Raw genomic sequence first — 25,014 nt, 5'->3', positions numbered from 1 at the left:
GGGGAGGCCTGTTCCGGACAGATAAGGTCAAATATGACAATGCCGCCTCTGACTGCCGCACAGGTTTCCGCACCCGAAATCGCCGAACGCCATCGCAAAGTCCGTGAGAAGATGGAGAAGGCGGGTCTGAGTGTCTACGTCTCTTTTGATCCGGACAATGTCTATTACCTGACGAATTTTGCGAATTTCGTGCATGAGAGACCGTTTGTTCTCGTGCTCACGATGACTGAGACGTTCTTCGTCGTGCCAGTTCTTGAAGTTCCACATGTGCTGCGCCACAAAATCGGGGAATTGAAGCTTCTGAGCTATGCGGAGTTCCCTGCCGTCGTGGGATCCCGCTGGTCCGACCGCTTTGCCGATGCTCTTCCGAAGCAGGGAACGGTTGGAATTGAAGGGGCCTGTCCGGCCTATCTGCAGGCGCAGATTCCTAACCCCGTGAAGCTTCTGAACATCATTGATGAAGTTCGGGAGATCAAATCGGCGCACGAGATTTCGCGTATCGCCTGGACCAGCGACGTCATGACAAAGGCGCTGGGACTGATGCTGGGCAAGGTAAAGCCCGGTATGATGGTGGCACAGACCATTGGCGACGTGACGCCGTATTTCTATCATCGCTGCCTGACGGAATCCCCGCAGTATAACGTCATGTCCACCCATGCGGCTGGCCTGATCCAGCCTCCCGCCTATACAGATGATCCGCATAATTTCTCGTGCCTGACCGCGACCTGTGAGCCGGGCGGGCCATTCCTCGGGCTCATTGCGGGCAAGATCAATGGATATGGCGCAGAAATCGAGCGTACCTTTTTCCTCGAGACCATTCCCGAAGAGGCAAAGCGGCCTTTCGATACGATGATGGCCATGCGCTACAAGGCGTATGACATGCTAAAACCCGGCGCGATCGGCTCGGAGATTGACGCTGCCTGTCAGGCCATCGCGCATGCCGCTGGATATGAAACGCCGCTGCATCGGACGGGACACAGCTTTGGTGTCACGAGCCATGAAGCGCCGTTTCTGGCGCTAGGCGAGGACAATGTTGTTCAGCCGGGCATGATTTTCAGCATCGAGCCCGGGATCTACATTAAAGGGAAGGCCGGATACCGCCATTCTGACACGGTTGTGGTGACGGAGACCGGATATGAGATCCTCACGAAATACCCTGACAGTAAAGAAGACCTTATCGTCGGCTAAGATCCTTCCAGAACCCGGAAGTCCTGTGCGGAGGGGCTTCCGGTCCATAATTTTCGTCACTGTATTTCGTTCCGGGATAGAAATATATGTCTATTGCAGACCGACTGGAGCGTCTTCCGTTCTCCGGGTTTCATTGCCGGCTCTTGTTTCTCGGGGGCGCAGGGTACTGTTTTGATGGGCTTGATGGCGCTATTTTGGCGTTTGTTATGCCCGCTCTACAGCATCTGTGGGGGCTATCGATGACCCAGCTTGGTCTGCTGGGAAGTGGGGCATTTTTCGGATATTTTATCGGTGCGCTTTCAGCAGGTCTGGTGGCGGACCGGTGGGGGCGGCGCTCGGTGATGATGTGGGCTCTGGCCTGCTATTGCGTGGGGTCTCTCATCTCAGCGCTGTGTACGAACTGGCACGGTTTTGTACTTTCACGGGTGTTGGCCGGGGTGGGAACAGGAGCTGAGTCCGCAATTATCGCGCCCTATCTTTCGGAATTTGTACCACGGAGGTATCGGGGAGCTTTTACTGGGGCGCTGGCGGGGTTCTTCTCGTTCGGCTTCGTGGGAGCCTCGCTGCTAGGTTATGCCTTGGTGCCGGGATCAGAAAATGGATGGCGCTGGGCTTTGGGCCTGACGGCGTGCCCGGTTGTCATGCTGCTTTGGTGGCGGCGCTCCTTGCCGGAATCCCCGCGCTGGCTGGTCGGATCAGGTCAGGGCGAAGCTGCACATCGGGTTCTGTGCGGGATAGAAAAGAGCATGGGCGTAGCGTCTCCGGTTTATGAGGCCGAGGTAGCGCTTTCCACGCAGATGCCGATGCGTGGCCAGTTTTTGAGGCTTATGGGAGCAGAGCTGCGGCGTGTAACGGTCATGAGCTGGGTTTTGTGGCTGTCCGTCACGTTCAGCTATTACGCGTTTTTCTCATGGTTGCCGACACTTCTGATCGCACGGGGCTTCACCATCACGCACAGTTTCGGTTTTTCGATTGCCATCTGTGTGGCGCAGATCCCAGGTTATTTCAGCGCAGGGTTTTGTAACGAGTATTTCGGCCGCAAAGCGACAGTCGTGACGTATCTCGCTGCCGCCATGCTGAGTGCTGTGGCGATGGAATTCGTGTCGACGTCTGGCGGGGTTTTGGCGGCAGGCATACTGCTATCGTTCTTCATGAACGGCACTTTCGCTGGGGTTTATGCCTATACGCCCGAAATTTTTCCGACGGCTCTGCGGGCAACGGGAATGGGAACCGCATCGGCCATCGGGCGTATCGGCGCGATTGCGGCACCACTTCTGATCGGTGCGCTTTATCCGAGCTCCGGGTTCGCTGGTGTCTTTGGCATGACCGCGCTGATCCTTCTGGCGGGCGCGCTATGCATCCTCCTTCTGGGTCCTTCGACTGTGAACCGATCTCTCGAAGAGATCGAGGACGCGTACTGAGTTTTTCCGGATATCCGGAGCTGTGAAGTCCGGTGCCGGTCATGAAATCCGTCATGCGCTTTGCATGAGTGTCACATCATCTGAAAGCCGGAGTGGTTCCGGGGAGACCTGAAATGTTCCGATTTAACAATATTCTTCTGTGCACGAGTGCATTGGTTCTAACGTTGCCGGCTGTTGCGGCCACGACATCCGGGAAAACCACTCATGGGGCCAAGAGTCGCGCCGTTACGTCACACGCGCCGGCTGGTGCGCCGTCCGTGGCACGGATACGGCATTCCGCTCCGTCTTCGGACCCTGAGTCGATCAGGGTTTACCGCACGAAAAATGCACTTGGACCGATGGCGACGCAACGTCAGGGCATCTCGGTGACACATATCGATTCAACCGAACTGGCGCGGCATCAGGTCACGGATGTGAAGGGGTTGATGAATCTCGCGCCCAATCTGACGGTACAACCGCAGGGTTCCAGCTCGGCCGTAAACTTCACGCTGCGCGGTGTAGGCCTGAACGATTTCACGGCGAATAATACGCCGTCGGTCATGACCTATGTGGATGGCGTGGCGCTTCCGATTGGTTATATGGCAGGTGCGGCGATGTTTGACATGGCCGGTGTTGATGTAAGTACTGGTCCCTCCGGCTACACGCATGGTCAGACGGTGACGGCTGGTGAAATTAACATCAAGACAGCCGACCCGACGAAAGTGCTTCATTATGGAGCGTCAGAAGATATTGCGTCCTATAATCGAAGCATCACCAATCTGTATGTGTCCGGTCCGCTATCGTCCAATGTGCAGTATCGGATTGCGGGTTTCACACAGCAGGGTGGTGGCTTTCAAAAGAACATCAATACGGGGCAGTCGCTTGGCAATGCGAACAAAGGCGGATTGCGGGCAAAGGTGGCATGGCAGCCGGACGACAGGACCAATATCGTCTTCAGCGGTAACTGGATGCAGGATAATTCCCAGGCAATGGGTGCCTTCAACGTTCAGGATCTGGCGCGCAATACGCCCGCCTATCAGAACAACCGCAATACGGGTTGGGGTTTTACGCCGGAATTCCTGAAACTTACCGGAAATTCTGCCGGGATGAAGCCATCCTATAACAACACGTTCTGGGGGGCTGGCCTCAACTTCACGCGGAACCTTGGTTTTGCCGATCTGAGTATCATCAGCGCGTTCCAGCAGATGTACGTGCACAATCTGATGGATCTGGATGGCACGCGCTACGCGATCTATGACGATGACGTTAGTACAGATGCCAATCTGTTCTCACAGGAAGTAAAGCTGGCGTCGCATAATCCGCATGACCGGCTGCAATGGAATGTGGGCATGTATTATGATCGCACGCAGATGCATTCGGTCATTTTTAACGATTATACGGGCTCCGGATCACGGCCCTATATCCAGCGCACGAGCTATAATCAGGACCAGCAGGCGTTCAGCCAGTACGGACATCTGCGCCTGACGGTAACGAAGCGGCTGCATCTTCTTGCGGGGATCACCCATGAGTCCGATGATCGTAATATCTACAACATGCAGACCCTGCGCTATAATACCGCCATCTATCCAACGCCGTTCAACAACCATTACGAGCGTCGCGGCGCGCTGACGAACCAGTTTTCCGGTATGGGCGGGATCGAGTATCAGGCGCTCGATAACCTGATGTTTTATGGTTCCATCCGCAAGGGTTTCAAGCCGGGTGGCTTTACGGCGAACAATACGGTTGTGGCGTCCCAGCTCACTCCGACAAAGCCAGAATCCCTGTTGGCCTATGAGGTTGGTTTCAAGTCTGATTACTGGCACCACAAGCTACGCCTCAATGGCAATGCCTTCTGGTACGACTATCACGGTCAGCAGGTGGCCGGTCTGACGGTCGTGCCGAATTATGGTGTGGTGGGCCAGTACGTCAACATTCCTAAGAGCCGGATCTGGGGTGTGGAACTGGGGATAGACGCTAACCCTATCCCCGGTCTTCTGCTGCACCAGCACTTCGGTTACGAGCGTGGAAATTACAAAGACTATAACGCAATCGACACGACGGCAGTGGCTGCCACTTACATCAGGACTGGCAAGCTGATGGCGCTATACCGCAGCTATGCGGGCGTCGATATGGGAATCCCGAAGCTCACTCTGGAAGGTTCGGCCTCCTACAAGGCAAAGCTCGGGACGCAATGGTCGCTCACGCCTTATATCGACTATAGTTATCGCGGGTCGCAGTCCGATGTTCCGGGGAATAACCTGTATCGGATGCCGGCTTATTTCCTAATGGATGTCGGCCTGACCTTTGCGCCGAAAAGCGCAAAATGGTCGGTTTCGGCCTATGCCAATAACGTTTTGGATCGGCGTTATGACGTGACACGCCAGACGGGTCTGAACGGGATTTTCGGTATTCCAGGCACGCCGCGTATGGTAGGCGGTCGGCTTCGGGTCGACCTGTAATTCTCACTCTTGCATCTTCCGGTAATGTGCGGAAGTGCGAGTTATTGTACCAGCTCCGGTCGAAAAAAACGCTTCCATCTGCGGCCGGAAGCTGGACTGCATAACGTTGTTCTTCTCGCTAACCTGCATCCAATATTTGGCAAGTTCTGTCATTAGTCCCGTAAAGCTTCGTATTCATGCCGCCTTTGATACGGTCAATTAGGCGGCCTGGTTTCCTTTTTGGCCGCAGGATTGAAGCAGTGCGATGTGCCATGACTCTTTGAGAAAAAGCGCCGCAGACGTTCCATCTGTTCGTCCGTCAGCCAATACAGATTACGCATCTTCAGTCTCCTCGCAAAGCATGGAACAGATTTTCACCGCATAATCAATGCGTTTTGAACCTAGTTCTTTTGCCACTCACGAAAACAAGTTTGCCCGCGGGTTTTCCTTATATCAGTGAATGATGACGTATTGCTCGTCATGCATGACATGCAAAAACTTACCCTGAAACAGGACCATTTTCCCAATCATGTAAGAACACGATCCTTCGCGTTTCCATGATTTTTCAAAAGTTCATGAACATGCTGATACGCGACCTCAATCTCAGAAGGAATTTCAACATGCGGGATGAACCGCCGTCCGCGGGGGCCATAACCGTTCTCATCGTCCCTTAACCGGGGAATTTCTCCCATGATCAGAGACATGAACCGTTCTGGGCTCCATAGCCCCGAAGGGAGTCCCGCAGCATAGGTCACGATCCCGTCTCGCATTTCAAGATGCGGAATAAAAGTCGGGCAGCTATAAAAAACCGTTGTGCAGGACGCATCCTGCCAGACCTTCTGGAAAGTCACAAAGGTTCGTAACTGCATGGCCGGATCCTGAAACAGAATAGCAGTTCGCGGCTCCAGACCCAGTTCCGTTAGGCGTATCTTGGTAAAGGTAGCGTTCTCACCACAATTGGTGGAGCGTGTTTCCAGAATCAGTTTTTCTCTGGGAAATTTCCAGACTTCTGACGCTAAAGTACCAAAAATCTCAGCTTCGGATCTGTCTTCTAGATGTGTCTCTGGTAGCAGGGTTTCTGCTCTGACAGTCTCCACCAGAAGAGTGGTCGAATGTCCAATGCCACCTGAAAAAAGCAGGGGACAGTTAGCTTCTAATGCTGTTTTGCAGGCAGCCTGGGCTGTCTCAAGAATGGCATTTCCAGCGTGGATCACCAGATCTACTGGAGGACTGCTAGCCTGAGGGATGTCCTTGAAGGCCAGAAAGGCCGATATTGCATTGACGGCATCAATATCGTTCTGCGTTTTCAGGAAGGCATTGAACTCAGACATATTGCTCTCTTTTTGGGTCGAAGGCTGTCTTACGCAGGGCATAACGTCTCTGCCGCAATACGCCCGATTTCCGAAAATACCTCAAAAAACTGCTTTTCATTAGGTTGGCCGCCACGGGTATAAGCGCATACTATGAGTGGCGCTTCCCGCGTTGGCCATGCAACGGCAATATCTCCGGCTGCATCTTTACCGTTATTGCCGGTTTTGTCGCCTACATCCCAGGTAGGAGGAAACCCTGCACGTAGCCTTCCTTTGCCGGTCTGACAGTTTTTCATCCATCCTGTTAGCAAGGAGCAGGACGCCCCAGACAGCGCATGACCAAACACCAGATGTTCCAAGATCCAAGCCATCGCCTCAGGGGTCGTTGTATTACGCAGACCACCCTGTGGAGTTCTGTTCAGGACAGGCTCCCAGTCATCCAGACGGGTTTGACGATCTCCGAGAGACCGCCAGAACCGTGTCAGTGCAGCGGGGCCGCCGACCCGGGCCAGAAGCAGATTAGCACAGACATTATCGCTCCATTCCACGGCAGCCTGACACATGGCCCTGACGGATAAACCGCCTGCTGCGACATTGGCCTTGGCAACCGGGGCATAGGTGTCTCCCAAATCAGAAGCCGTATAGGGCACGACCGTTTCAAGGCTTTCTTTCCCCTGATCTACCCGGAGCAAGGTTAGTGCCGCGAGCGATGCCTTGAAGGTACTGCACATGACAAATCGCTCGTTTTCCCGCCAAGTCAGGCGCTGTCCGGTTGCCAGATTTCGGGCAAAGACACCGATATGACCACCGGTTGCTTCTTCATAAGAGGATGTGATCGATGTCATCCGCGATGCTGCACGTGCTGGTACAGCCAAGAAAAGAACGTTTCCAGCCAAGAATTTCCGCCTGAACATCATTGGAGCTTTATAATCCTCATATTGGCTGCCTTATCCACTCAATGCAGGCGATTGTTGGCCTTCTCAAGCTGAAGGTCCATTCCTTTCTGATCTGTTTGGAGCTAGTATTCGACGATTTTTTCGCCCGCTACGCGATAAACAACCGAGGTCAATTCGATCAGTTCTGCTCCCGTAGGGGCTTCCCCATTCAGTGACTGAATATGATGGCCCATTTGCCGCCAGGTGAATGTAAAAGGACCAAAAGCACGTTGGAGCTCCCGAACATGAGCAGCATAATCCTCCGGTGTACGGATGAGGGTTTTTTCACGTTCCAACTGAACCTGATGTGCCTGCACCTGAGACGCTATGTAAATCGCCGCAGCTTCTGGATTGCGTCCCGAACGGACATTATCCAGTAAATCCGCGCCCAACCTGTTCTGGCGTTGGGGACTTAACCGGCATGCTCTGAGCCTTGGCAGGGAACGCTTTGCTGCCAGACTGCATCAGACCCCACCGTCGTTTCGGTTGCCACATTCCTCTCTCCCTTCAGGAACGGACTGCATACACCATGGAAAACAGGCCCAATAACGAAAGATAATGGCTCCTAGGAGTAGTATAGCTCAGCTTATTCGGGTGATCCACACGTTCTGATCGTGTGCCTTATGTACTTTGACATGATCTGCAAAGCGTAAAGGATCGAACACTGTCTGAAGGAGTATAATAATATTTATATGAACAATCAAAGATGTAACCATAAAAATATTTCATTGTAATAAATATATATAATGAATAATCACTATGGTAGAGTACTACATTCGTCGTCTCGGTTATTCTTATTTCTGTTGAGGTCGACCGTATTTAGGCTTAATGGTTCCTAAAATAGAGGCAATTCCGGATCAGATTTTATTTCCTCCATCACAGTGTAGGTATGAGTTTGACGCACCCCTGGCAGGCGGGTCAGGGTTTTTCCAAGGAAGTTACGATAGGCGGCCATGTCCTTGACGCGCGCTTTCACGAGATAATCAAACCCTCCTGCCACCATGTAGCATTCACAGACCTGCGGAATGGTTTTCAAAGCCTTTGAAAAGGATTCAAAAATATCGGGGCTGGTGCGATCCAGTGTCACCTGAATGAAGACGAGCAATCCAAGATTGATGGTTTCTGGGTCAATACGTGCCATGTAGCCCCGAATAACGCCGCTCTGCTCCAATTTGCGGACGCGTTCAAGTGTGGCGGCGGGACTGAGATGGATCTGTCGGGAGAGATCCAGATTTGTAATACGGCCGTCTTTCTGCAGAAGTCTCAGAATTCTGCGATCCATGTCGTCCATTGCGGAATTTCCAAAAAATATAATTCGTCGAAAAATTAATATACCGAACTTAATTCGCTGTCTGCGGCAAAATACCAGTACCTGTTTCGTGGACGTTTCAATATCTGGGAAAGACAATCAACCCAGCGGTATCCTCATGACCACATCCTTTGCGTCGCTTGCTGCCATTGTTCCCTCTCGTTCCCTGTTGCGTCAGGCCATTACCGATCATATCCGTGTTCCGGAAGCTGATCGTGTGAAAATGCTGTCCCGGGAGGCTACCCTTAATGAGGGGCAGGCTATGCTGGCACGTCAGACAGCACGGCGGCTGGTTGAGGCGCTTCGCCAGTCGGGCAGCAGTGGCATCGTGCAGGATCTGGTTCAGGAATATGATCTGTCATCGCAGGAAGGTGTAGCACTAATGTGCCTTGCTGAAGCCCTGCTGCGTATCCCCGATCTGCCAACGCGTGATGCACTGATCCGTGACAAGATCGGAAATGGTCAGTGGCACGAGCATATCAGTCGCAGGTCCTCGCTTTTCGTAAATGCTGCGACTTGGGGGCTGGTTGTTTCAGGAAAGGTCTTGTCTACGGAACAGACCAAAGCGCTTCCCGGAAGCCTCAAGCGCCTGATTGGACGATGCGGTGAGCCCGTCATCCGCCGAGGTGTAGATCTCGCAATGCGCATGATGGGTGAGCAGTTCGTCACCGGTCAGACCATTGAGAACGCTCTCGAAAACAGCAAGCCTCTGGTCGCAAAGGGCTTCCGGTATTCCTACGATATGCTGGGTGAAGCTGCCACGACCATGGCGGATGCCGACCGGTATTACCGTGATTATGAACTGGCCATCCATGCGATCGGCAAGGCGGCGGCTGGTGCTGGCGTCTATCGAGGGCCGGGAATCTCCGTCAAGCTTTCAGCTTTGCACCCGCGGTACAGTCGCTTGCAGAGAGACCGGGTCCTGGCTGAACTTGGACCACGTCTTACAGCACTTGCGCGTTTGGCGTGTCAGTACGATATTGGTTTCAACATTGATGCTGAAGAAACGGAGCGGCTCGAGCTGTCTCTCGATCTGCTGGAAGCTCTCTGCCACGACGTAGCTCTGAAAGACTGGAAGGGTATCGGCTTTGTCGTTCAGGCCTACCAAAAGCGCGCGCCGTTTGTTCTTGACTGGATCATTGACCTGGCCCGTCGGACAAATCACCGTCTGATGGTCCGTCTGGTAAAGGGCGCATACTGGGATAGTGAGATCAAACGGGCCCAGGTGGAAGGGATGGAGGATTTTCCGCTCTTCACACAGAAAGTTCACACAGACATCTCCTATATCGCCTGCGCCAAAAAGCTTCTGGCGGCCCCGGATGCTATTTTCCCACAATTCGCGACTCATAACGCCCAGACGCTGGCAAGCATTCACGCCCTTGCAGGCCCTGACTTCACGGTAGAGTCCTATGAATTTCAGTGCCTGCATGGCATGGGGGAGACCCTCTATAAAGAAGTCGTTGGTTCCGAAAAGCTGAACAGGCCGGTCCGGGTTTATGCGCCTGTGGGCACTCATGAGACACTGTTGGCTTACCTTGTGCGTCGTCTACTGGAGAATGGAGCCAATTCCTCTTTCGTAAACCGTATTCAGGACCCAGCTGTCTCGATTGAAGACCTGATTACGGACCCGGTGACGTTGGCTACCAACCTGCCTCCGAGTGCAATTCGGCTCCCTTTGGATATGTTCCAGCCTGAGCGCCAGAACTCTCACGGGGTTGATCTTTCTGATGAAAATACCCTGAAAGCTCTTGGGCTAACGCTGAGTATTCCGGCAGTTTTTGGCGTCCAAACAGGAGAGGCGATTACCAATCCAGCTAACAGGCAGGACACAGTCGGTTTTATTCAGGCCACATCTGTTGACGATGTAAAGAACGTCATCCGCAAAGCGCAGGATGGCTTTGAAGTCTGGAAAAATACGCCTATTGCAGAGCGCGCAGCCTGTCTTGAGAAGGCAGCCAGTCATCTGGAATATGATATGCCGCGTCTGATGGGGCTCATCATGCGGGAGGCGGGGAAGACCCTTGCAAATGCTGTCTCCGAAATCCGGGAGGCAGTCGATTTTCTGCGTTATTATGCTGCCCAAATCCGACGCGAGTTTGCTGACGGTAAGGCTCTGCCGCTTGGGCCTGTGGTGTGCATTAGCCCGTGGAATTTTCCTCTCGCCATCTTTTTGGGGCAGGTCTCTGCGTCTCTGGCTGCCGGAAACAGTGTTCTTGCCAAGCCAGCTGAAGAAACGCCACTGATCGCCGGGGAAGCCATCCAGTGTCTGCATAAGGCAGGCGTCCCAGAAGCGGTCGTGCAGCTTGTGCTGGGGGGAGGCGACATTGGAGCGGCGCTGGTCGCAGATCCACGGGTGACGGGCGTTCTGTTTACGGGATCAACGGAAGTTGCCAAGCTGATCGAAAAGCGGCTTTCCCAACGCCTGAACCCGAATAGTTCGCCAGTCCCGCTGATTGCGGAAACGGGTGGGCAGAATGCGCTCGTCGTGGACAGTTCTGCCCTGTCCGAGCAGGTTGTTGCAGACGTTCTGTCGTCCGCTTTTGACAGTGCGGGCCAGCGTTGTAGCGCTCTGCGTGTGCTGTGTCTTCAGGACGATAGCGCAGATCGTGTTCTGACCATGCTCAAAGGCGCGATGGAAGAACTGCGCACGGGTGATCCTTCACTGCCTGAAACGGATGTTGGTCCGGTGATCAGCGCTGAGGCTCAGGCTGGTATCCTGCGTCATATTGAGGAGATGCGTGCACGAGGTTTCAGAATTCATCAGGCACTGCTTGAGTTTGAGTGTGGAAACGGCACGTTCGTTGCGCCGACACTGATTGAAATTGATAGTCTTGCCGTCCTTCAGCGTGAAGTCTTTGGTCCGGTTCTGCACGTCGTCCGCTACCAGCGGGATGACCTTCCGCAAGTGATGAAAAGCATCCATGACACGGGATATGCCCTCACATTTGGCGTACATTCGCGAATTGATCGAACAATCGAGGATCTGAAAGCGGCCTCGGACGCAGGCAATATCTACATCAACCGTAATCTTGTGGGGGCTGTGGTTGGTGTTCAGCCTTTCGGAGGGCGCGGCCTTTCGGGAACCGGCCCCAAGGCCGGTGGACCGCTTTATCTGCGTCGTCTTCTCGCACAGCGCCCGGAGATTAAATCGTTTTCCAGACGGGATTTGCCTGTTGTCCTGAATGAAGCTAGTCAATGGCTGCGGGCTATTGCTCCCGATTTCCGGGCAAAAGCCAGTGCCGGGACGCTGCTAGGGGCTCAACTCACTCTTCCGGGGCCGGTCGGCGAAGAAAACGTCTATACATTGACGGCGCGTGGGACAGTTTTCTGTGCTGGCCCAACACTTGAAGACGTGTGCCAACAGGTCATGGACGCCATGACTGCAGGGAATGTCTGCGCTATTCCCGCAGAAATATGGCGTCGTTTGCCATCACCGCCAGTTGGGCTTCTGTCGCATGTCCTGCCAGTATCAAGCAGTTCCCAATGTGATATCGCGCTTTGCAACGGAGACGAAGCGATCAGGAAACAGGTTCTGGCTGCGCTTCAGTCCGATCATGGGCCAGTCATATGTCTCCATACGCCTGATGAACATGGTCATTATCCGATGGAATGGTTGGTGCAGGAACGGGTTTGCAGCACTAACACAACGGCGGCTGGTGGTAATGCAGCACTGATGGCGGTCGTTTAGGGCCTGAAAGTCTCCGGAATAACAGAGTGCAGTGCATATCAATTGTGTCTAAACGGCAGTTCCGATACGCCACAGCAGTCTTGTTCTAGGATAGAGCTTCGGCGGGGTGGTGCTGTGAGACCTGAAGTTTCAAAATTTTATTGAATTTGTGCAAAGGATATTCACCGTAACAGACGACATGGGCCGCTAAATGCGGCAGATCATTCAGTAGGACCAGGTACATGGCAGTCACTAGGTCGCGTTGACAAAAGGTCTATACACTCATCCTGAGATCTGATTCACTGGTTGCTTCAACGCAGACGGTACGGTGGAGCGGGCATGGCACGAGGCGATCTGACGGATCAGGAATGGGCGATGATTGGTCCGCTTCTGCCGCCTGAGCGCGGACGTTGGGCTCGACCAGCTGGAGACAATCGCCTGTTTCTCAATGGTATGCTGCATGTTCTGCGCACAGGCTGTCCGTGGCGGGACATGCATGAGCGCTACGGCAAATGGAACTCGGTCTATGTCCGATTCCGGCGTTGGGCTGAGCAGGGGGTGTGGGATGCTCTGCTGCAAACCCTGATAGACCTCGGCCTGACCGATAACTGGCAGCATATGGTCGACAGTACCGTAGTCCGTGCCCATTCACAGGCTACGGGCGCAAAAGGGGGGCTCATTCGGAGGCTTTTGGTCGATCACGCGGCGGCTTTACGAGCAAGATCCATGCCCGATGTGACAATCAGGGGTGCCCTCTTGGCTTTGTCCTTACCGGAGGCCAGGTCTCGGACTACAAAGCCACAGACGCCCTGATGAAGCTGTCTGTCCCGCCCCCCAAAGCCATGCTGGCTGATCGGGGCTATGACAGTGACAGCTTCCGCCAGGATCTGCTGATCCACGGGATCCTGCCGGTTATTCCATCACGCAAAAGCCGCAGTGCTCCACAGAAAACAGACTGGTGGCGTTACAGGGAACGCAACCGCATCGAGCGGATGTTCAACAAACTCAAGCAGATGCGCCGTATCGCGACGCGCTACGACAAGACCGCCTTGTCCTTCATGAGTTTCCTCAATCTCGCCGCCGCAAAGCTCTGGATCAGATTTTTTGTCAACATGACCTAGGTTCTGTCGACAAAGCTGATCGAGCGTCGGGGTTGGGAGCGAGGCTGGCCCACGTTATGACTACGGTTCGGACGAACAGCCCGGCCTGTGACTTTTGATCGGTAAAGACGTGCTCAACACGCGATCGGATTATCGACTTTCCGGTGTTGGAGCGTTGGATATGCCGAAGCACCGGCTCGAGATACGGCTTTTTGCGATGAAGCTTCGAAACAAAGCCCTGCTTTTCCATGAAGTCTTTATTGCTCTTTGAGCGGTAGGTTGTGTCGGACCAGATGTTGAGGCAGTATTGGCTTTATCCAGCAGGCCTTCGTGCAGTCTGCCGCGACTACCTATTCATGGTCGATGTCTCGCGACTACAAGATGATTTTTGACGTGGATTACAACTATTGCGGGGCACAGACGCAGCCTCAGCATACTTTCTCAAAAACTCCTTCCTGACTTTTTCCGCACCGAAACAGCACTGGTCTCACGGTGTGTGGGCAGAATCTTGCAGACCGTCGCTACTGGCTCTCCGGGGGTACACAGGCGACATTCTATGGCGTGATGCCTAGTCTACCACGTTTCGTGGGCGCAAAGATGAATGTAATATACTGAAGGCAGAAGATTGGAAGCTATGATCCAGAAGGGTTTCTCTTACTGGATCCAGGTTTCTGAAACGATAGCAAGAAGAAGATCTGGATGAAAAACGACACGACCCTCCCGGCAGGTGCGAAGCACAGGTTTCGTCCAGGAATTTTCTCGCAGGTGGTCGCGGCGACATGTCTTGGCGTTCTGCTGGGGCTGTTTGTTCCGCACCTGGCAGGAGAGAGCCGGTGGCTGACGGACCTGTTTCTGCGGCTTATCCTGATGGCTGTTGGTCCTCTCCTGTTTTGTATCGTTGTGACCGGCATCACAGGAGCCGGATCTCTGAGTGCGGTGGGACGTCTCGGTTTTCGATCACTGATCTATTTTGAAGGCATGACAACGCTTGTGCTTCTGCTCTCAGTCGGGGCTGCAATGCTGCTTCGACCGGGGCAGGGAATGACCTTCACGCCCAGTGCGGAAGATCTGCATATTGTCTCGTCTTATGCAGCCAATGCGCATGTCCTTCATGGCCAGGGTATTACTGGTTTCATTCTGGGTCTCATCCCCCGATCCTCGGTTGCAGCCTTTGCCGAAGGAAACATTCTGCAAATCCTGTTTTTTGCCATTCTGACGGGCTGCTGCCTGTCCCGCATTGGGGACGCAGGGGCACCCGTCACACGCCTGATCGAAAGCCTTTCAGCCCTGTTTTCGCGTATGATGCGCCTCATCATCGCACTTGCTCCCTTGGGTGTACTGGGAGCCGTCGCTACGACTGTTGCCGAGTATGGGCTGGATGCGATTGATCGGTTGGCATCCTTTGTCGTGCTGTATTTTGTGGCGATTGCCGTTTTCATCGTTGTAATTCTTGGAGGCTGTCTGCTGGCCTGCGGTGTGCATCCAGGGCGTTTTGCCTGTTATTTCCGTGAAGAAATCCTGATTGTCACGGCGACGACCAGTTCAGATTCCGTACTTCCCAGCATTATGGCCAAGCTAGAGAATATGGGCATTCCCAGACAGGTGGTAGGGCTTGTTGTGCCAGCCGGATATTCTCTCAATCTGGATGCGTTATCCATCTATCTCGGCTTTGCCATTGTCTTTCTGGCTGACGTTACCGGAACACCCCTGACCTTGACCCAGATGCTCTCCATGCTGGCAACCGCACTGATTACCTCCAAAGGTGCGCATGGCGTGCCGGGCATCGCAATTGTCGTCCTGGCAGCAACACTGTCTGCCGCCCCGTCGATCCCTCTATCCAGCCTGGTACTGCTCCTGGCTGTGGACTGGTTTATCGGAATTGCGCGCGCTGTGGGTAATCTGGCCGGAAACTGTGTAGCGCCCGTTGTTATGGCAGTCTGGAACGGGTCTCTTGATCGTAGTCGCGTTCAGGAGGTTCTGGTCCCTCGTGGAAAAATGAGATCTTCTTCATGAATGTCATGACGAATGTGCATTAAAAAATCTGCGTTGGCGGGATCGTTGGTATTTCGAAAAAAATATCGATCCCGCCATTTGAGAAAAGGGTATTATAGCCCAGCGGATTGGTGCCGTTGCTCTACAATCAAAGAGTTTTCCTGCATTGATGCGTACAGTTTCTGACCTACGACATCAGTGCAGAGAGCAAGAGACAGAGCGCCCGCATCGGGATGGCCCTTGCTTCTTTCCCCATGTGTTCGGGCGCGACCAAGTCTTGGCAGCAGGTCCTTTGTGGCTTCCGCGGCGGCCTGGGAGGCCTTGGCAGCTTCTGCCCATGCTTGTGGAAGGGGCGTTGCTTCAGCCAGTTGGGTCTCAAGTGTTTCGACAAATGGAACGAGCGCATCAATCAGGGTTTTGTCGCCGGGTTTAGCCTTGCCCAAGGTCATGATGCGTTCCATGGCCTGTCGGGCACCCAATGCCAGATGTTGGGAGGAGGGGAGAGCATTATCGTCCAGAGCCAGACTGAATGCTCTCAGGCCTTCGCCCCAAAGTGCGCCAGATGTCCCGCCTGCGCGGTCCGCCCACGCATCTGCCGCAGCGGACAGGACAGTGGCAGGACCGGCTCCGGAGGCTGCGGCTTTGGAAGCGGCTGCCCGTGCCGCTGCTGACCCTCGGGCCATGCCCTGCCCATGATCTCCATCACCAGCTACGGCATCAATATGGCCAAGTTCCGCCTCTGCTTTGGCGAGAGCGTCTGCCAGATGAGCCATCATGTCAGAAACGCACTGTCCTCCATGGCGGCCCGCAGCTGTTGAGGATTTCATGTATGTAATGCTGCTTTCAGCGGCGAAATCCTCAGGCTGCATCTCTACGTCTTCGATCTGGCCGTGACGTAGCGCTGCCGTATCGACGGGAGCACGCCAGAGTTGTTCCAGTTGTTCGTCAAGCCAGGTCAGGGTCAGGGAGCAGCCTGCCATATCAAGGCTTGTAACGTATTCTCCAACCAAGGGAGCAATGGCCGTCAGCCCGGCTTTTTCAAGCAAAGGGGCAAGGGCTTCCCAAAGAACAAAAAGCTCTTCCTGTTTCGTGCTTCCCAGGCCGTTCAGGGTAATGGCAACGCGGCGCGGGGCATCCGCCGGGAGTTCGCTGACAACCTTGTCCAGAAGGATCTGGGCGAGGGCCTGAGGCGCGGGAATGTTGTCTTCCCCGATGCCGGGTTCCCCGTGGACTCCCAGTCCAAGAGCCATGCGGGCGGAGGGAACGTGGAACAGCTTGTCTTTTTCTCCAGGAAGCGTGCAGCCATCGAATGCCACGCCAAAGGTTCTCGTCTGGCGGTTCACTCGGTGCCCGATTTCCTCGACGGCATCCAGATCAAGACCGGCTTCGGCGGCAGCTCCGACGATCTTGAAGATCGTCAGATCACCTGCGATGCCTCGGCGGCGTTCCCTCTCGCCTTCGGTGGCGCTGGCAACATCATCCATCGTGGCAAGGATGCGCACGTCGTAGCCTTCCGCGCGCAGTCTGTCTGCGGCGATGCCGAAGTTCAGGACGTCGCCGGCATAATTTCCGAAACCGAGGAGGATGCCTCCTCCCAGATCTGCCTGACGGACCACGCTCTGGATGGCCTGGGTGGATGGTGAAGCGAAGATGTCGCCTGCAATGGCTGCATCCGCAAAGCCGCTGCCGACATATCCGATGAAAGCGGGGTAGTGGCCGGAGCCGCCCCCGACAACCACGGCGACTTTTCCTTGTGCTCCCGGTTTGGCACGCATGACGCCACCACGGATCATTTTGACAAGATCTCTGTGGACCATGCTGTATCCATGGAGGGCGGAGGCTGCGAATTCGGAGGCATTGCCGCAGATTTTGGTCATGTAAGTCTCTCCTTTTGCAGGATGGAAAGCTGCGGACGGGTCAGGACGCGTCGCGGTTGAGGTAATGGCGTGCGAGAGAGTCCAGAGAGATGGCCAGCACAACGATGCCGCCGCTCACAATGGACTGCCAGTAAGGCGAGATGCCGAAGAGGACGATGATGTCCTCAATGATGCCAATGATGACGGCGCCAAACACGGCTCCGACCGGGCTTCCCAGTCCCCCTGTAGTGGCAACTCCGCCAATGACAGCTGCGGCGATGGGGGAGAGGACCCAGGTGTCACCAATCGAGGGCTGAGCAGTTCCGAGACGGGCCACCATCAGGATACCGGCCAGCGCGGACAGGAAACCAGCCAGAGCAAAAGCTCCAACGCGAATGGCGTTGACGCGGATGCCGAGCATTTTCGCAGCCTGTGGATTGCTGCCGATTGCGTAGATGTAACGTCCGACGGGGGTGCGCATCATGACGAAGGCAACGATTGTCAGGCAGACGAGAAGGATCAGGAAGGGGACGGGTAGTCCGAAAACCAGACCTCTACCGAGAAAGCTGATTTCATGTGGCACGCCTGTGATGGCAACGCCACGGGTGGCCACAAGATTGGCACCGCCATAGACGCCTGCCATGCCGATGGTCAGCACGAGGGAATGTAGCCGCAATTGGGTGATGAGCAGACCGTTCAGCAGGCCGCACCCAGCGCCCATCAGCAGGCACAGGCCGAGGGAAAGCCAGGGATTTAGCCCCATCTGCACCATCAGCATGCCGCCAACGACACCGGCCAGGCCACCGATGGCCCCGACGGACAGATCAAGTTCTCCAAGGATCATCAGGACGGCCTGTCCAATCGTGACCAGCCCAATAAAGGCCAGTGCACGCGCGATGATGATCATGTTGAAAGACGTCAGGAAGTGCGGGGAGAGCAGGCAGGAGATCCCGAAAATCAGGATCATCGCGCCAATGACGCCTCCAAGTGGGTTGGCAACCATCCGGGCGATCAGCGTGCGCAGGGAGGACGCCTTAGGAGGGGTGGGGGTAGCTCCGGGGAGTGTAGTTTCAAGCGACATGGCGGGTCTCCGTGGCGCCGATGATCGCGCCGACAAGCGTGTTGACGTCAGTGGTGGCCTGATCGAACGAACCGGTGGTGCGGCCGTCGTACATGGTGATGATGCGGGTGGCGCAGCGTTGGAGCTCGGTCATTTCGGACGATACGAGAATGATGCCGACGCCTTCTTCGGCGAGTTGCTGCATGATGCGATAAATCTGGAATTTGGTTCCGATATCGATCCCTTTTGTGGGTTCATCGAAAATCAGGATGCGGGGGCGCCGGGCCATGGCGCGGCCAATGATGGCTTTCTGCTGGTTTCCACCAGACAGGTAAACAATCTTCTTGGCCGCTGATGATGTGCGGACATCGAACTTCTCAATCGTGTCAGAAACGATGGATTTCTCTTTTCCGGAAGAAATGATTCCGCCGCGTTTCATCTTTTCCAGAACGGATAGGCTGATATTTTCCCGCACACTGAGCAGCGGGAAAATGCCATGATGCTTCCGTTCTTCGGAGAGATAGACCATTCCCATGGCAACGGCGCGATCTGTTCGTCCGCGTGGGATTTCTTTATCGCTCAAGATGCAGCGTCCGGCTTTTGCAGAATGGTATCCGAACATGGTCTGCATAACTTCTGACCGGCCAGCACCGACAAGACCTGCAAAGCCAAGGATTTCGCCTTTGCGAAGCTGAAACGAGACGTCCGAGAAGCCGGAACCTGTCAGTCCTTCCACGCGAAGCAGAATGTCGTTGTCATCAATCGCGCCACGAGGCTGGAATTTTTCTTCCAGTTGAACGGAATTGCCAGACATGAGACGGATAAGATGCTCTTCCGTCATGCCGTCCATGGGAAAGGTACCGACGCTGCGTCCGTTCCGAAGAACAGTGACTGTATCGCCAAGACTGAAAATTTCTTCCATCTTGTGTGAGACGAAAACGATGGCACATCCACTGTCGCGCAGCGTGGTGATGATGCGGAACAGATGCTCTGTCTCATTGGCCGTCAGGGACGATGTCGGTTCATCCAGGATCAGGACCTTGAATTCGTCGCGGCAGGCTGCGCGGGCAATTTGGAGCAACTGCTGGTCTGGCACACTGATGCGACTGACAGTTTGTCCTGGGCGGGCATGAATGCCAAATCGTTCAATGAACTTTGCGGCTTCCGCTTCCATCGCCTTGCGGGAAATGGTCACGCGACCAAATCCCGAATGATGGAAGGGCATGAACATGTTTTCCGCCACCGTCATGGATGGGAACAGATTCAGTTCCTGCGGGACGTAAGCGATACGTGAGAACAGGCTATGATCGGCAAGAGCATCATGCCCCTCGATCAGCACTTTTCCTTCATCGGGTTTGACCAGACCCGTCAGGGTTTTGATCAGCGTCGATTTTCCCGCGCCGTTTTCGCCAGCGAGAATATGGATCTTGCCCGGTTCAAGTGTCAGATCGACGTGGTCAAGCGCGACCACGCCGGGGTAGCTTTTACGGACAGCTTCTACCTGAAGAACCGCCATGATCGTGCCTCCTGCTTCAGAGCAGAGTTCAGAGAGATTTCTTGGTGATAACGTCGATGCCGGTATCGATGTATTTGGGGGTTTTCTGGCCCATTGCGCTCTGCCAGGCGGAGACGACGGCCCAGTAGCCCTGCATTTCGGGACGGCTGGAGGCTGTAGATTCAGCAACGCCATCCTTAATGAGCTGAAGCATGTCATTCAGGTTATCGAGGCCGACTTCCTGAACCTTACCCGCTTTTCCGCTTTCACGAATGGCCTGACCGATGCCCACTGGCCCGGAAGCGTCACACGCGACCCATCCAGCAAGATTGGGGTGGGCCTGCATAATGGCAGAGGCCTGTTTCTGGCCGGTCTCGATGCTGTCGTTATCAATCCCCGTCGCGACGACTTTGATCTCGGGATATTTTGCGAACACCTTCTTCTCGCACTCTGCCCGCAGGGTGTGGTTTGGTGCGGTCGGGACGCCCATCATGATGGCAACTTCACCTTTCTTGCCAATCAGTGTGGCGAGACGTTCGGCCGCAATCGTTCCCTGCTCGCAGAAATCCGCGCCAACAGCCGTGATGTTCATGCCTTCCGGGGGGAGGGAGTCGAAGACGGTCATGGGGATTTTCTGCTCGATGGCTTCATCCATCGTGGCGCGATTACCCTTTTCGTCCAAAAGATCGAGGATTAACCCATCTGGATGGGTCGCAATGGCGCGTTCGATAATATCGTTCTGGGACGACACATCGGCGGTTTGGGGCGCACGGTATTCGATTTCGATCTTCTGACCTGTGGTCTTGGCAATCATATCGGCTGCAGCATGAGCGCCGGTATTGAGTTTGTCGAACCACGGGTGGACGACTTTTGGAATCAGTACGAACCGCAGTGGTGTGCTGCTGCCGGCGGCTTGTGCTGCCAAAGGCGTTGCTGCCAGGAGAGCGCCAAGGAAAAGAGCTTTCTTCATGTTTCTGTCTTTCCGTATGATCCGTTCCGGTCCCGTGCCGGAAAACGGTACGATGTGATGTCAGCAGCTTGGTGTTGGCAGATGGTGCTCGGAATACTTCCGGCTCAGTGTTTCAATTCCGGCCACGTTGCCTGCTGAAGGGCCGGACGGGTCAAAGCTGCGTGCCAGCCAGGCATCCACAATGCTCTTGGCCAATTCCGGTCCGATGACTCGTGCGCCCATGGTGATGATCTGGGCATTGTTGGAGAGCGCGGCACGTTCAGCGGAATAGGTGTCATGCGTCAGGGCGGCGCGGATGCCGGGAATTTTGTTGGCGGAAATACACACGCCAATTCCTGTTCCACAGCATAGGATACCGCGATCAAAATTACCCTCCGTGATGGCAAGACCAACCCGTTCACTCAGTTCGGAATAAAGTTCCGGCTGGTTGTCTTCGAGGTGAGACATATCAACGATGGTATGGAGTGTTGTGGCTTGCAGATGTGCTGCAATGAGAGAGGCCAAGCTTTCACCAGCCTTATCGCCACCAATTGCGATACGCATGTTTTTCTCCATTTTTAAGGGAGGTATTCAGAAGTAACGTTGGCTTTATTCACCCTCGTGACGGGTATTTCCGCAATTTCCAGGTTAATCCCGGCGTTGCGGAGTGTGTCTTCCAGGTCCTTTTCAAGACCTGAGTCCGTAATCACCACGTCAAATTCCGTCAGATCAGAAAAACGGTTGAGCGTGATGACGCCGAATTTGGTGCTATCCACCAGCAGGATACGCCGGTCGGAGATATTCATCAGAGCCTGTTTGGCTTTGATGATGTCCTGCTCCTGATGATAAGCTGTCATTCCGCGGATTGCGGCCACGGACAGAAACAATGTGTTGACGCGCAGGGATGTTGCCGCCTGCTCGCACAGCGTTCCGAAGAAGGCGTCGAAATCTGCGTTATAGCGACCGCCAAGCAGCAGAAGATTAACGTTGGCGTTGCTAGTGAACAGGTTGGCTGTTCCCATGCTGTTCGTCACAACTGTCAGAGCAAGATTTTCTGTCAGGCGTTCTGCAAGGAAACGGGATGTGGTGGAATCATCCAGTGCAATGATTTCTCCGTCCTGCACGAAGGTTGTGGCCAAAGCTGCGATTGCCTTTTTGGCTTCGACAGCACGATGGCTGCGCTGGACCGTACTACCTTCCGAGAAGGCCTTGGGCACAGTTGTGACGCCCCCATGAACACGTCGCAGAACGCCGCGTTCTGACAAAACCTGTAAATCGCGGTGGATGGTCATTCTGCTCGTCACAAAATGGCCCGCCAGTTCGTCGATCTGAGCGCCGCCCCGATCCCGCACATAATCCAGAATATTCTGGCGGCGAGCAGAAACAGAGCGTGTTTCGAAAGCTGTCTGAGCAGTCATGCCACGACGCCTTCTGCCAAAGCGTGGAAATGGTCGACATTCCAAGCTGCGCGTCCGACGAATACTCCGTTGACGTTCTGTAGGCGGCTGTAACTGGCCGCATTATCCTGAGTGACGCTTCCACCATAGAGAAGACGTACTGCGGAGCCTGCTTCCAAGCCTGCGAGATTGATCAGAACACTTCGCAGATGGTTATGGGCTTTATCAATGAACGGCACGTCGGCAGGCCGTCCACCTGCTCCAATGGCCCAGACAGGCTCATACGCTATCAGAACTCTTGGGATGTTTTGTTCGGAAACGCCATGCAGTGCGATTTTCAACTGTCGGGCGAGCGTTTCCAGTGTGACATCATGAGAATATTCTTTAGCGGTATCGCCGATACAGACGAGTGGTCTTAACCCATGATGCAGCGCGGAATGCACCTTGAGATTAACGATCCAGTCTGTTTCTCCGAAATGTGTGCGACGTTCTGAATGACCGATTTCAACCAGTTCTGCCCCACATTCGGAAATCATGACGGGTGATATTTCTCCCGTCCAGGCACCGCTGTCTTCCCAGTGCATATTCTGGGCGCCAACGATCACACGGCTCCCTGAAAGATTGTCACAGACATCCTTCAGGGACGTAAAAGGTGGAATGACGAACGGTTGAATGGTTGCCGGGAATGATAACCGGGCCAGTCTGTCGGCAGCTTCAGCGGCGGCTGAAGGACCTTTGTTCATCTTCCAGCTTGTACCAACCCAGGTAGCGTCACGCTCCATCGCTCATCTCCGATTCGAGCATCTCATACGTAACGACTACACTGTTATATATAACTGTGACAATGATAGAATTATCTCATAAAAAAGGCCTCATATCTGATTTCGGTGTTCTGTTTCGGAGATTATTAGAACTTAAAATAGTATAAGTTATTGTTTTAAAATGAAAATATGTGGTATTTCCGTCGTGGTGGGATTTATGGTCATAAATTGATACTCATCACACTAATCTGTGATTAAAATGTTATTTTTGTGGGATTTTCGCGCTCTGCGGAAGGAGTGCGCTTGGCATGTCATAGTTATTTTGAATGAAAAGAATTTGTAGCCCTTGGACAAAAAAAAGCTGACGGACGCCTGATTTGCGCGTTCGTCAGCCAGTATAGTTCTTGAATTTACAGAGCCCAGAGCCGTCTTTTATCAGAAGGCTACCAGGATCCGGGTCTAACCAAACAGATAGATCCGCATTATGAGCAGGCTACTCACCATAAGAACAAGTAAGATGCTCCATTTCAGTGTGAATTTGAGCATTTCTCCTTCGCGTCCAACAATGCCGACGGCCGCACAGGCCACGGCAATGGATTGGGGTGAAATCATTTTTCCTACTGAACCCCCTACAGCATTGGCAGCGACGAGCAGGGGGCCGCTGACATTGATCTGTTGACCTGTGGCTGCCTGTAATCCTCCGAACAGGGCGTTTGAGGATGTATCCGATCCTGTGAGGAAAACGCCCAGCCATCCAAGGATTGGAGATAGGAATGTAAAGGCGGAAGATGTGGCGGCAAACAGGAGAGCAAGCGTTGCAGACAAGCCGGAGTAGTTTGCCAGATAAGCAAATGAAAGAACCATGCCGATAGAATAGATCGGAATTTTCAGCTCATTGAGTGTCTGGAAAAAGATTGCTGCTGCATCCCGGGGGCGGGCACGCAGGACGAATGTCGAAAGGATCGCCGTCAGCATAATGCTTGTGCCAACCGAGGATATAAGATCGAGTTTGAAGATGGAGTGATATGGCGTGGGTTCCAGAGACACCGGAGGCATTTTGATGATTAGGTCATTCAGATAGGGAAAGGGAAACGTGATGACGGTTGAAGCCAGCGGACCACCCGGTTTGAAAAGGTTTTTGAAGGGCGCAATGCTCCAGATCGCTACGAACACCGTCAGAATGACAAACGGCATCCAGGCACGGACAATGTCGCTGGTGCCATAAGTCTTTTCAGGTCCGGTAACAGACGTCGCCTTGCTGTTCTGAGGAAAACGGAAACTGGTCGCGGGCGTCCAAAATTTCAGAAAGAGAGGAATGACCACCAGAGTTGCCAGTGCTGCCGCAATATCAGGAAGTTCAGGGCCGACGAACACAGCCACCAAAGTCTGTGTGATGGTGAAAGTCAGGGCTGCAACGAGGGTAATTGGCCAGACTTCTCGTAGTCCTCGCAGGCCATCGACGATCAGCACCAGAAGGAAAGGAATGATAAAAGCCAATCCTGCCAGAAGGGGCATTGCAAGGCGGGAGATCAGGAACGGATCTGCACCGATAACCTGACCACCGACGATGACGGGAATGCCCATTGCTCCGAATGCGCCAGGGGCAGCATTGGCGAGAAGGCAGAGGCCACCCGCGTAAAGGGGAGGGACGCCAAGACCCACGAGAAGCGCGGTTGTAATGGCGACCGGAGCACCAAATCCTGCGGCGCCTTCAAGAAAGGCACCGAACCCATAGGAGACGAGCAGGATCTGAATGCGCTGATCATCAGAAACTGTGACGATTGAATATCGAATAATATCAAAATATCCGGTTTTGACCGAGAGCTTGTAAAGGAAAACGGCAGCCAGAATAATCCACGCTATGGGCCACAAACCATATAGAAAGCCGTATATTCCTGTCGCGATCAGGTACGGTACCGGCATGCCGTAAAACAGGACTGCAATAATTGCTGTGAGGATGACAGTAATGGTGCAGGCGATATGGCCCTTCATGCGGAGAACCAGTAACGCCACGAAAAAGAATGCAATCGGTATAAGAGCGACCAGGCTTGAAACAATGATATTTCCGGCTGGGTCGTAGATCTGGTTCCAGGGGGACATGGGTTTATTCTCCTGACTTCGTGCCGATAATGCGTATCCATGCCGATGTCCGGCTCT

The 25,014-nt window shown here is 54.1% G+C and carries 17 protein-coding genes and 2 pseudogenes; 6 read left to right on the top strand and 13 right to left on the bottom strand.

All coding sequences use genetic code 11. From position 1 onward, the window contains the following. The first annotated feature begins 33 nt into the window (after window positions 1–33). The 3 genes from GJA01_RS12540 (at window position 34) to GJA01_RS12530 (ending at window position 5,047) form a co-directional block, all read left to right on the top strand. Window positions 34–1,188, top strand: coding sequence for a M24 family metallopeptidase (locus tag GJA01_RS12540; protein WP_099282390.1), 1,155 nt, complete (start codon window positions 34–36; stop codon window positions 1,186–1,188). A gap of 86 nt (window positions 1,189–1,274) precedes the next feature. Then, the gene (locus GJA01_RS12535) at window positions 1,275–2,609 is read left to right on the top strand and encodes an MFS transporter (protein WP_062502523.1); all 1,335 of its coding nucleotides are present in this window, start codon (window positions 1,275–1,277) and stop codon (window positions 2,607–2,609) included. Between the two features lie 113 nt (window positions 2,610–2,722). Beyond that, a complete protein-coding gene (locus tag GJA01_RS12530; protein WP_062502522.1) occupies window positions 2,723–5,047 on the top strand; it encodes a TonB-dependent receptor in 2,325 nt (774 codons plus the stop codon). Window positions 5,048–5,553: 506 nt separating this feature from the next. On the opposite strand, the gene GJA01_RS12525 is transcribed toward GJA01_RS12530, so the two are convergent. The 4 genes from GJA01_RS12525 to GJA01_RS12510 form a co-directional block, all read right to left on the bottom strand. Beyond that, window positions 5,554–6,357 carry a YdcF family protein gene (locus GJA01_RS12525; protein WP_062502521.1) on the bottom strand — a complete coding sequence of 268 codons (804 nt, stop codon included), beginning with the start codon at window positions 6,355–6,357 and terminating at the stop codon, window positions 5,554–5,556. A gap of 29 nt (window positions 6,358–6,386) precedes the next feature. Then, complete coding sequence (bla, locus tag GJA01_RS12520; RefSeq protein ID WP_366658711.1) at window positions 6,387–7,211, bottom strand: class A beta-lactamase; 825 nt, start codon at window positions 7,209–7,211, stop codon at window positions 6,387–6,389. Window positions 7,212–7,354: 143 nt separating this feature from the next. Continuing rightward, on the bottom strand, window positions 7,355–7,663 hold the full coding sequence (locus GJA01_RS12515) for a nuclear transport factor 2 family protein (protein ID WP_062502520.1): 309 nt from the start codon (window positions 7,661–7,663) through the stop codon (window positions 7,355–7,357). A gap of 443 nt (window positions 7,664–8,106) precedes the next feature. Further along, the gene (locus tag GJA01_RS12510; protein WP_010505077.1) at window positions 8,107–8,562 is read right to left on the bottom strand and encodes an Lrp/AsnC ligand binding domain-containing protein; all 456 of its coding nucleotides are present in this window, start codon (window positions 8,560–8,562) and stop codon (window positions 8,107–8,109) included. 136 nt (window positions 8,563–8,698) lie between these two features. On the opposite strand from GJA01_RS12510, the gene putA reads away from it, so the two are divergent. Beyond that, the gene (putA, locus tag GJA01_RS12505; protein WP_062502519.1) at window positions 8,699–12,268 is read left to right on the top strand and encodes a bifunctional proline dehydrogenase/L-glutamate gamma-semialdehyde dehydrogenase PutA; all 3,570 of its coding nucleotides are present in this window, start codon (window positions 8,699–8,701) and stop codon (window positions 12,266–12,268) included. Window positions 12,269–12,586: 318 nt separating this feature from the next. Beyond that, a pseudogene (locus tag GJA01_RS15625) lies at window positions 12,587–13,306 on the top strand (IS5 family transposase); the annotation flags it as partial. 102 nt (window positions 13,307–13,408) lie between these two features. On the opposite strand, the pseudogene GJA01_RS15425 reads toward GJA01_RS15625, so the two are convergent. Beyond that, window positions 13,409–13,686: pseudogene (locus GJA01_RS15425) on the bottom strand (IS5/IS1182 family transposase); the annotation flags it as partial. A gap of 360 nt (window positions 13,687–14,046) precedes the next feature. Here GJA01_RS15425 and GJA01_RS12485 point away from each other — a divergent pair. Then, window positions 14,047–15,360: a cation:dicarboxylate symporter family transporter gene (locus GJA01_RS12485; RefSeq protein WP_062502849.1), complete on the top strand. Its 1,314-nt coding sequence runs from the start codon at window positions 14,047–14,049 to the stop codon at window positions 15,358–15,360. A gap of 92 nt (window positions 15,361–15,452) precedes the next feature. Here GJA01_RS12485 and GJA01_RS12480 read toward each other — a convergent pair whose 3' ends face one another. The 8 genes from GJA01_RS12480 to GJA01_RS12445 all read right to left on the bottom strand — a co-directional run bounded on the left by GJA01_RS12480 (window position 15,453) and on the right by GJA01_RS12445 (window position 24,957). Beyond that, window positions 15,453–17,216, bottom strand: coding sequence for a dihydroxyacetone kinase family protein (locus GJA01_RS12480; protein ID WP_062502847.1), 1,764 nt, complete (start codon window positions 17,214–17,216; stop codon window positions 15,453–15,455). Between the two features lie 40 nt (window positions 17,217–17,256). After that, window positions 17,257–18,276 (bottom strand): ABC transporter permease, encoded by a 1,020-nt coding sequence (locus GJA01_RS12475; protein ID WP_010505220.1) that lies wholly within the window; start codon window positions 18,274–18,276, stop codon window positions 17,257–17,259. Next, window positions 18,266–19,771: a sugar ABC transporter ATP-binding protein gene (locus GJA01_RS12470; protein ID WP_062502845.1), complete on the bottom strand. Its 1,506-nt coding sequence runs from the start codon at window positions 19,769–19,771 to the stop codon at window positions 18,266–18,268. The genes GJA01_RS12475 and GJA01_RS12470 overlap by 11 nt, the downstream gene beginning before the upstream one ends. A gap of 28 nt (window positions 19,772–19,799) precedes the next feature. Beyond that, window positions 19,800–20,720 carry a substrate-binding domain-containing protein gene (locus tag GJA01_RS12465; protein WP_062502843.1) on the bottom strand — a complete coding sequence of 307 codons (921 nt, stop codon included), beginning with the start codon at window positions 20,718–20,720 and terminating at the stop codon, window positions 19,800–19,802. A gap of 60 nt (window positions 20,721–20,780) precedes the next feature. Next, window positions 20,781–21,263, bottom strand: a complete 483-nt coding sequence (locus tag GJA01_RS12460) for an RpiB/LacA/LacB family sugar-phosphate isomerase (protein WP_062502855.1) — start codon at window positions 21,261–21,263, stop codon at window positions 20,781–20,783. 14 nt (window positions 21,264–21,277) lie between these two features. Beyond that, the gene (locus tag GJA01_RS12455) at window positions 21,278–22,117 is read right to left on the bottom strand and encodes a DeoR/GlpR family DNA-binding transcription regulator (RefSeq protein ID WP_062502841.1); all 840 of its coding nucleotides are present in this window, start codon (window positions 22,115–22,117) and stop codon (window positions 21,278–21,280) included. Next, complete coding sequence (locus tag GJA01_RS12450; protein WP_062502839.1) at window positions 22,114–22,878, bottom strand: triose-phosphate isomerase; 765 nt, start codon at window positions 22,876–22,878, stop codon at window positions 22,114–22,116. Before GJA01_RS12450 ends, GJA01_RS12455 begins: the two co-directional genes overlap by 4 nt. 438 nt (window positions 22,879–23,316) lie before the next feature. Then, window positions 23,317–24,957 carry a lactate permease LctP family transporter gene (locus GJA01_RS12445; RefSeq protein ID WP_062502837.1) on the bottom strand — a complete coding sequence of 547 codons (1,641 nt, stop codon included), beginning with the start codon at window positions 24,955–24,957 and terminating at the stop codon, window positions 23,317–23,319. Window positions 24,958–25,014: the final 57 nt, after the last annotated feature.

Origin of the sequence: Gluconobacter japonicus, assembly GCF_002723975.1 — a bacterium.
Taxonomy (GTDB): Bacteria; Pseudomonadota; Alphaproteobacteria; order Acetobacterales; family Acetobacteraceae; genus Gluconobacter; species Gluconobacter japonicus.
This window is presented reverse-complemented; position numbering and strand designations above follow the sequence as displayed.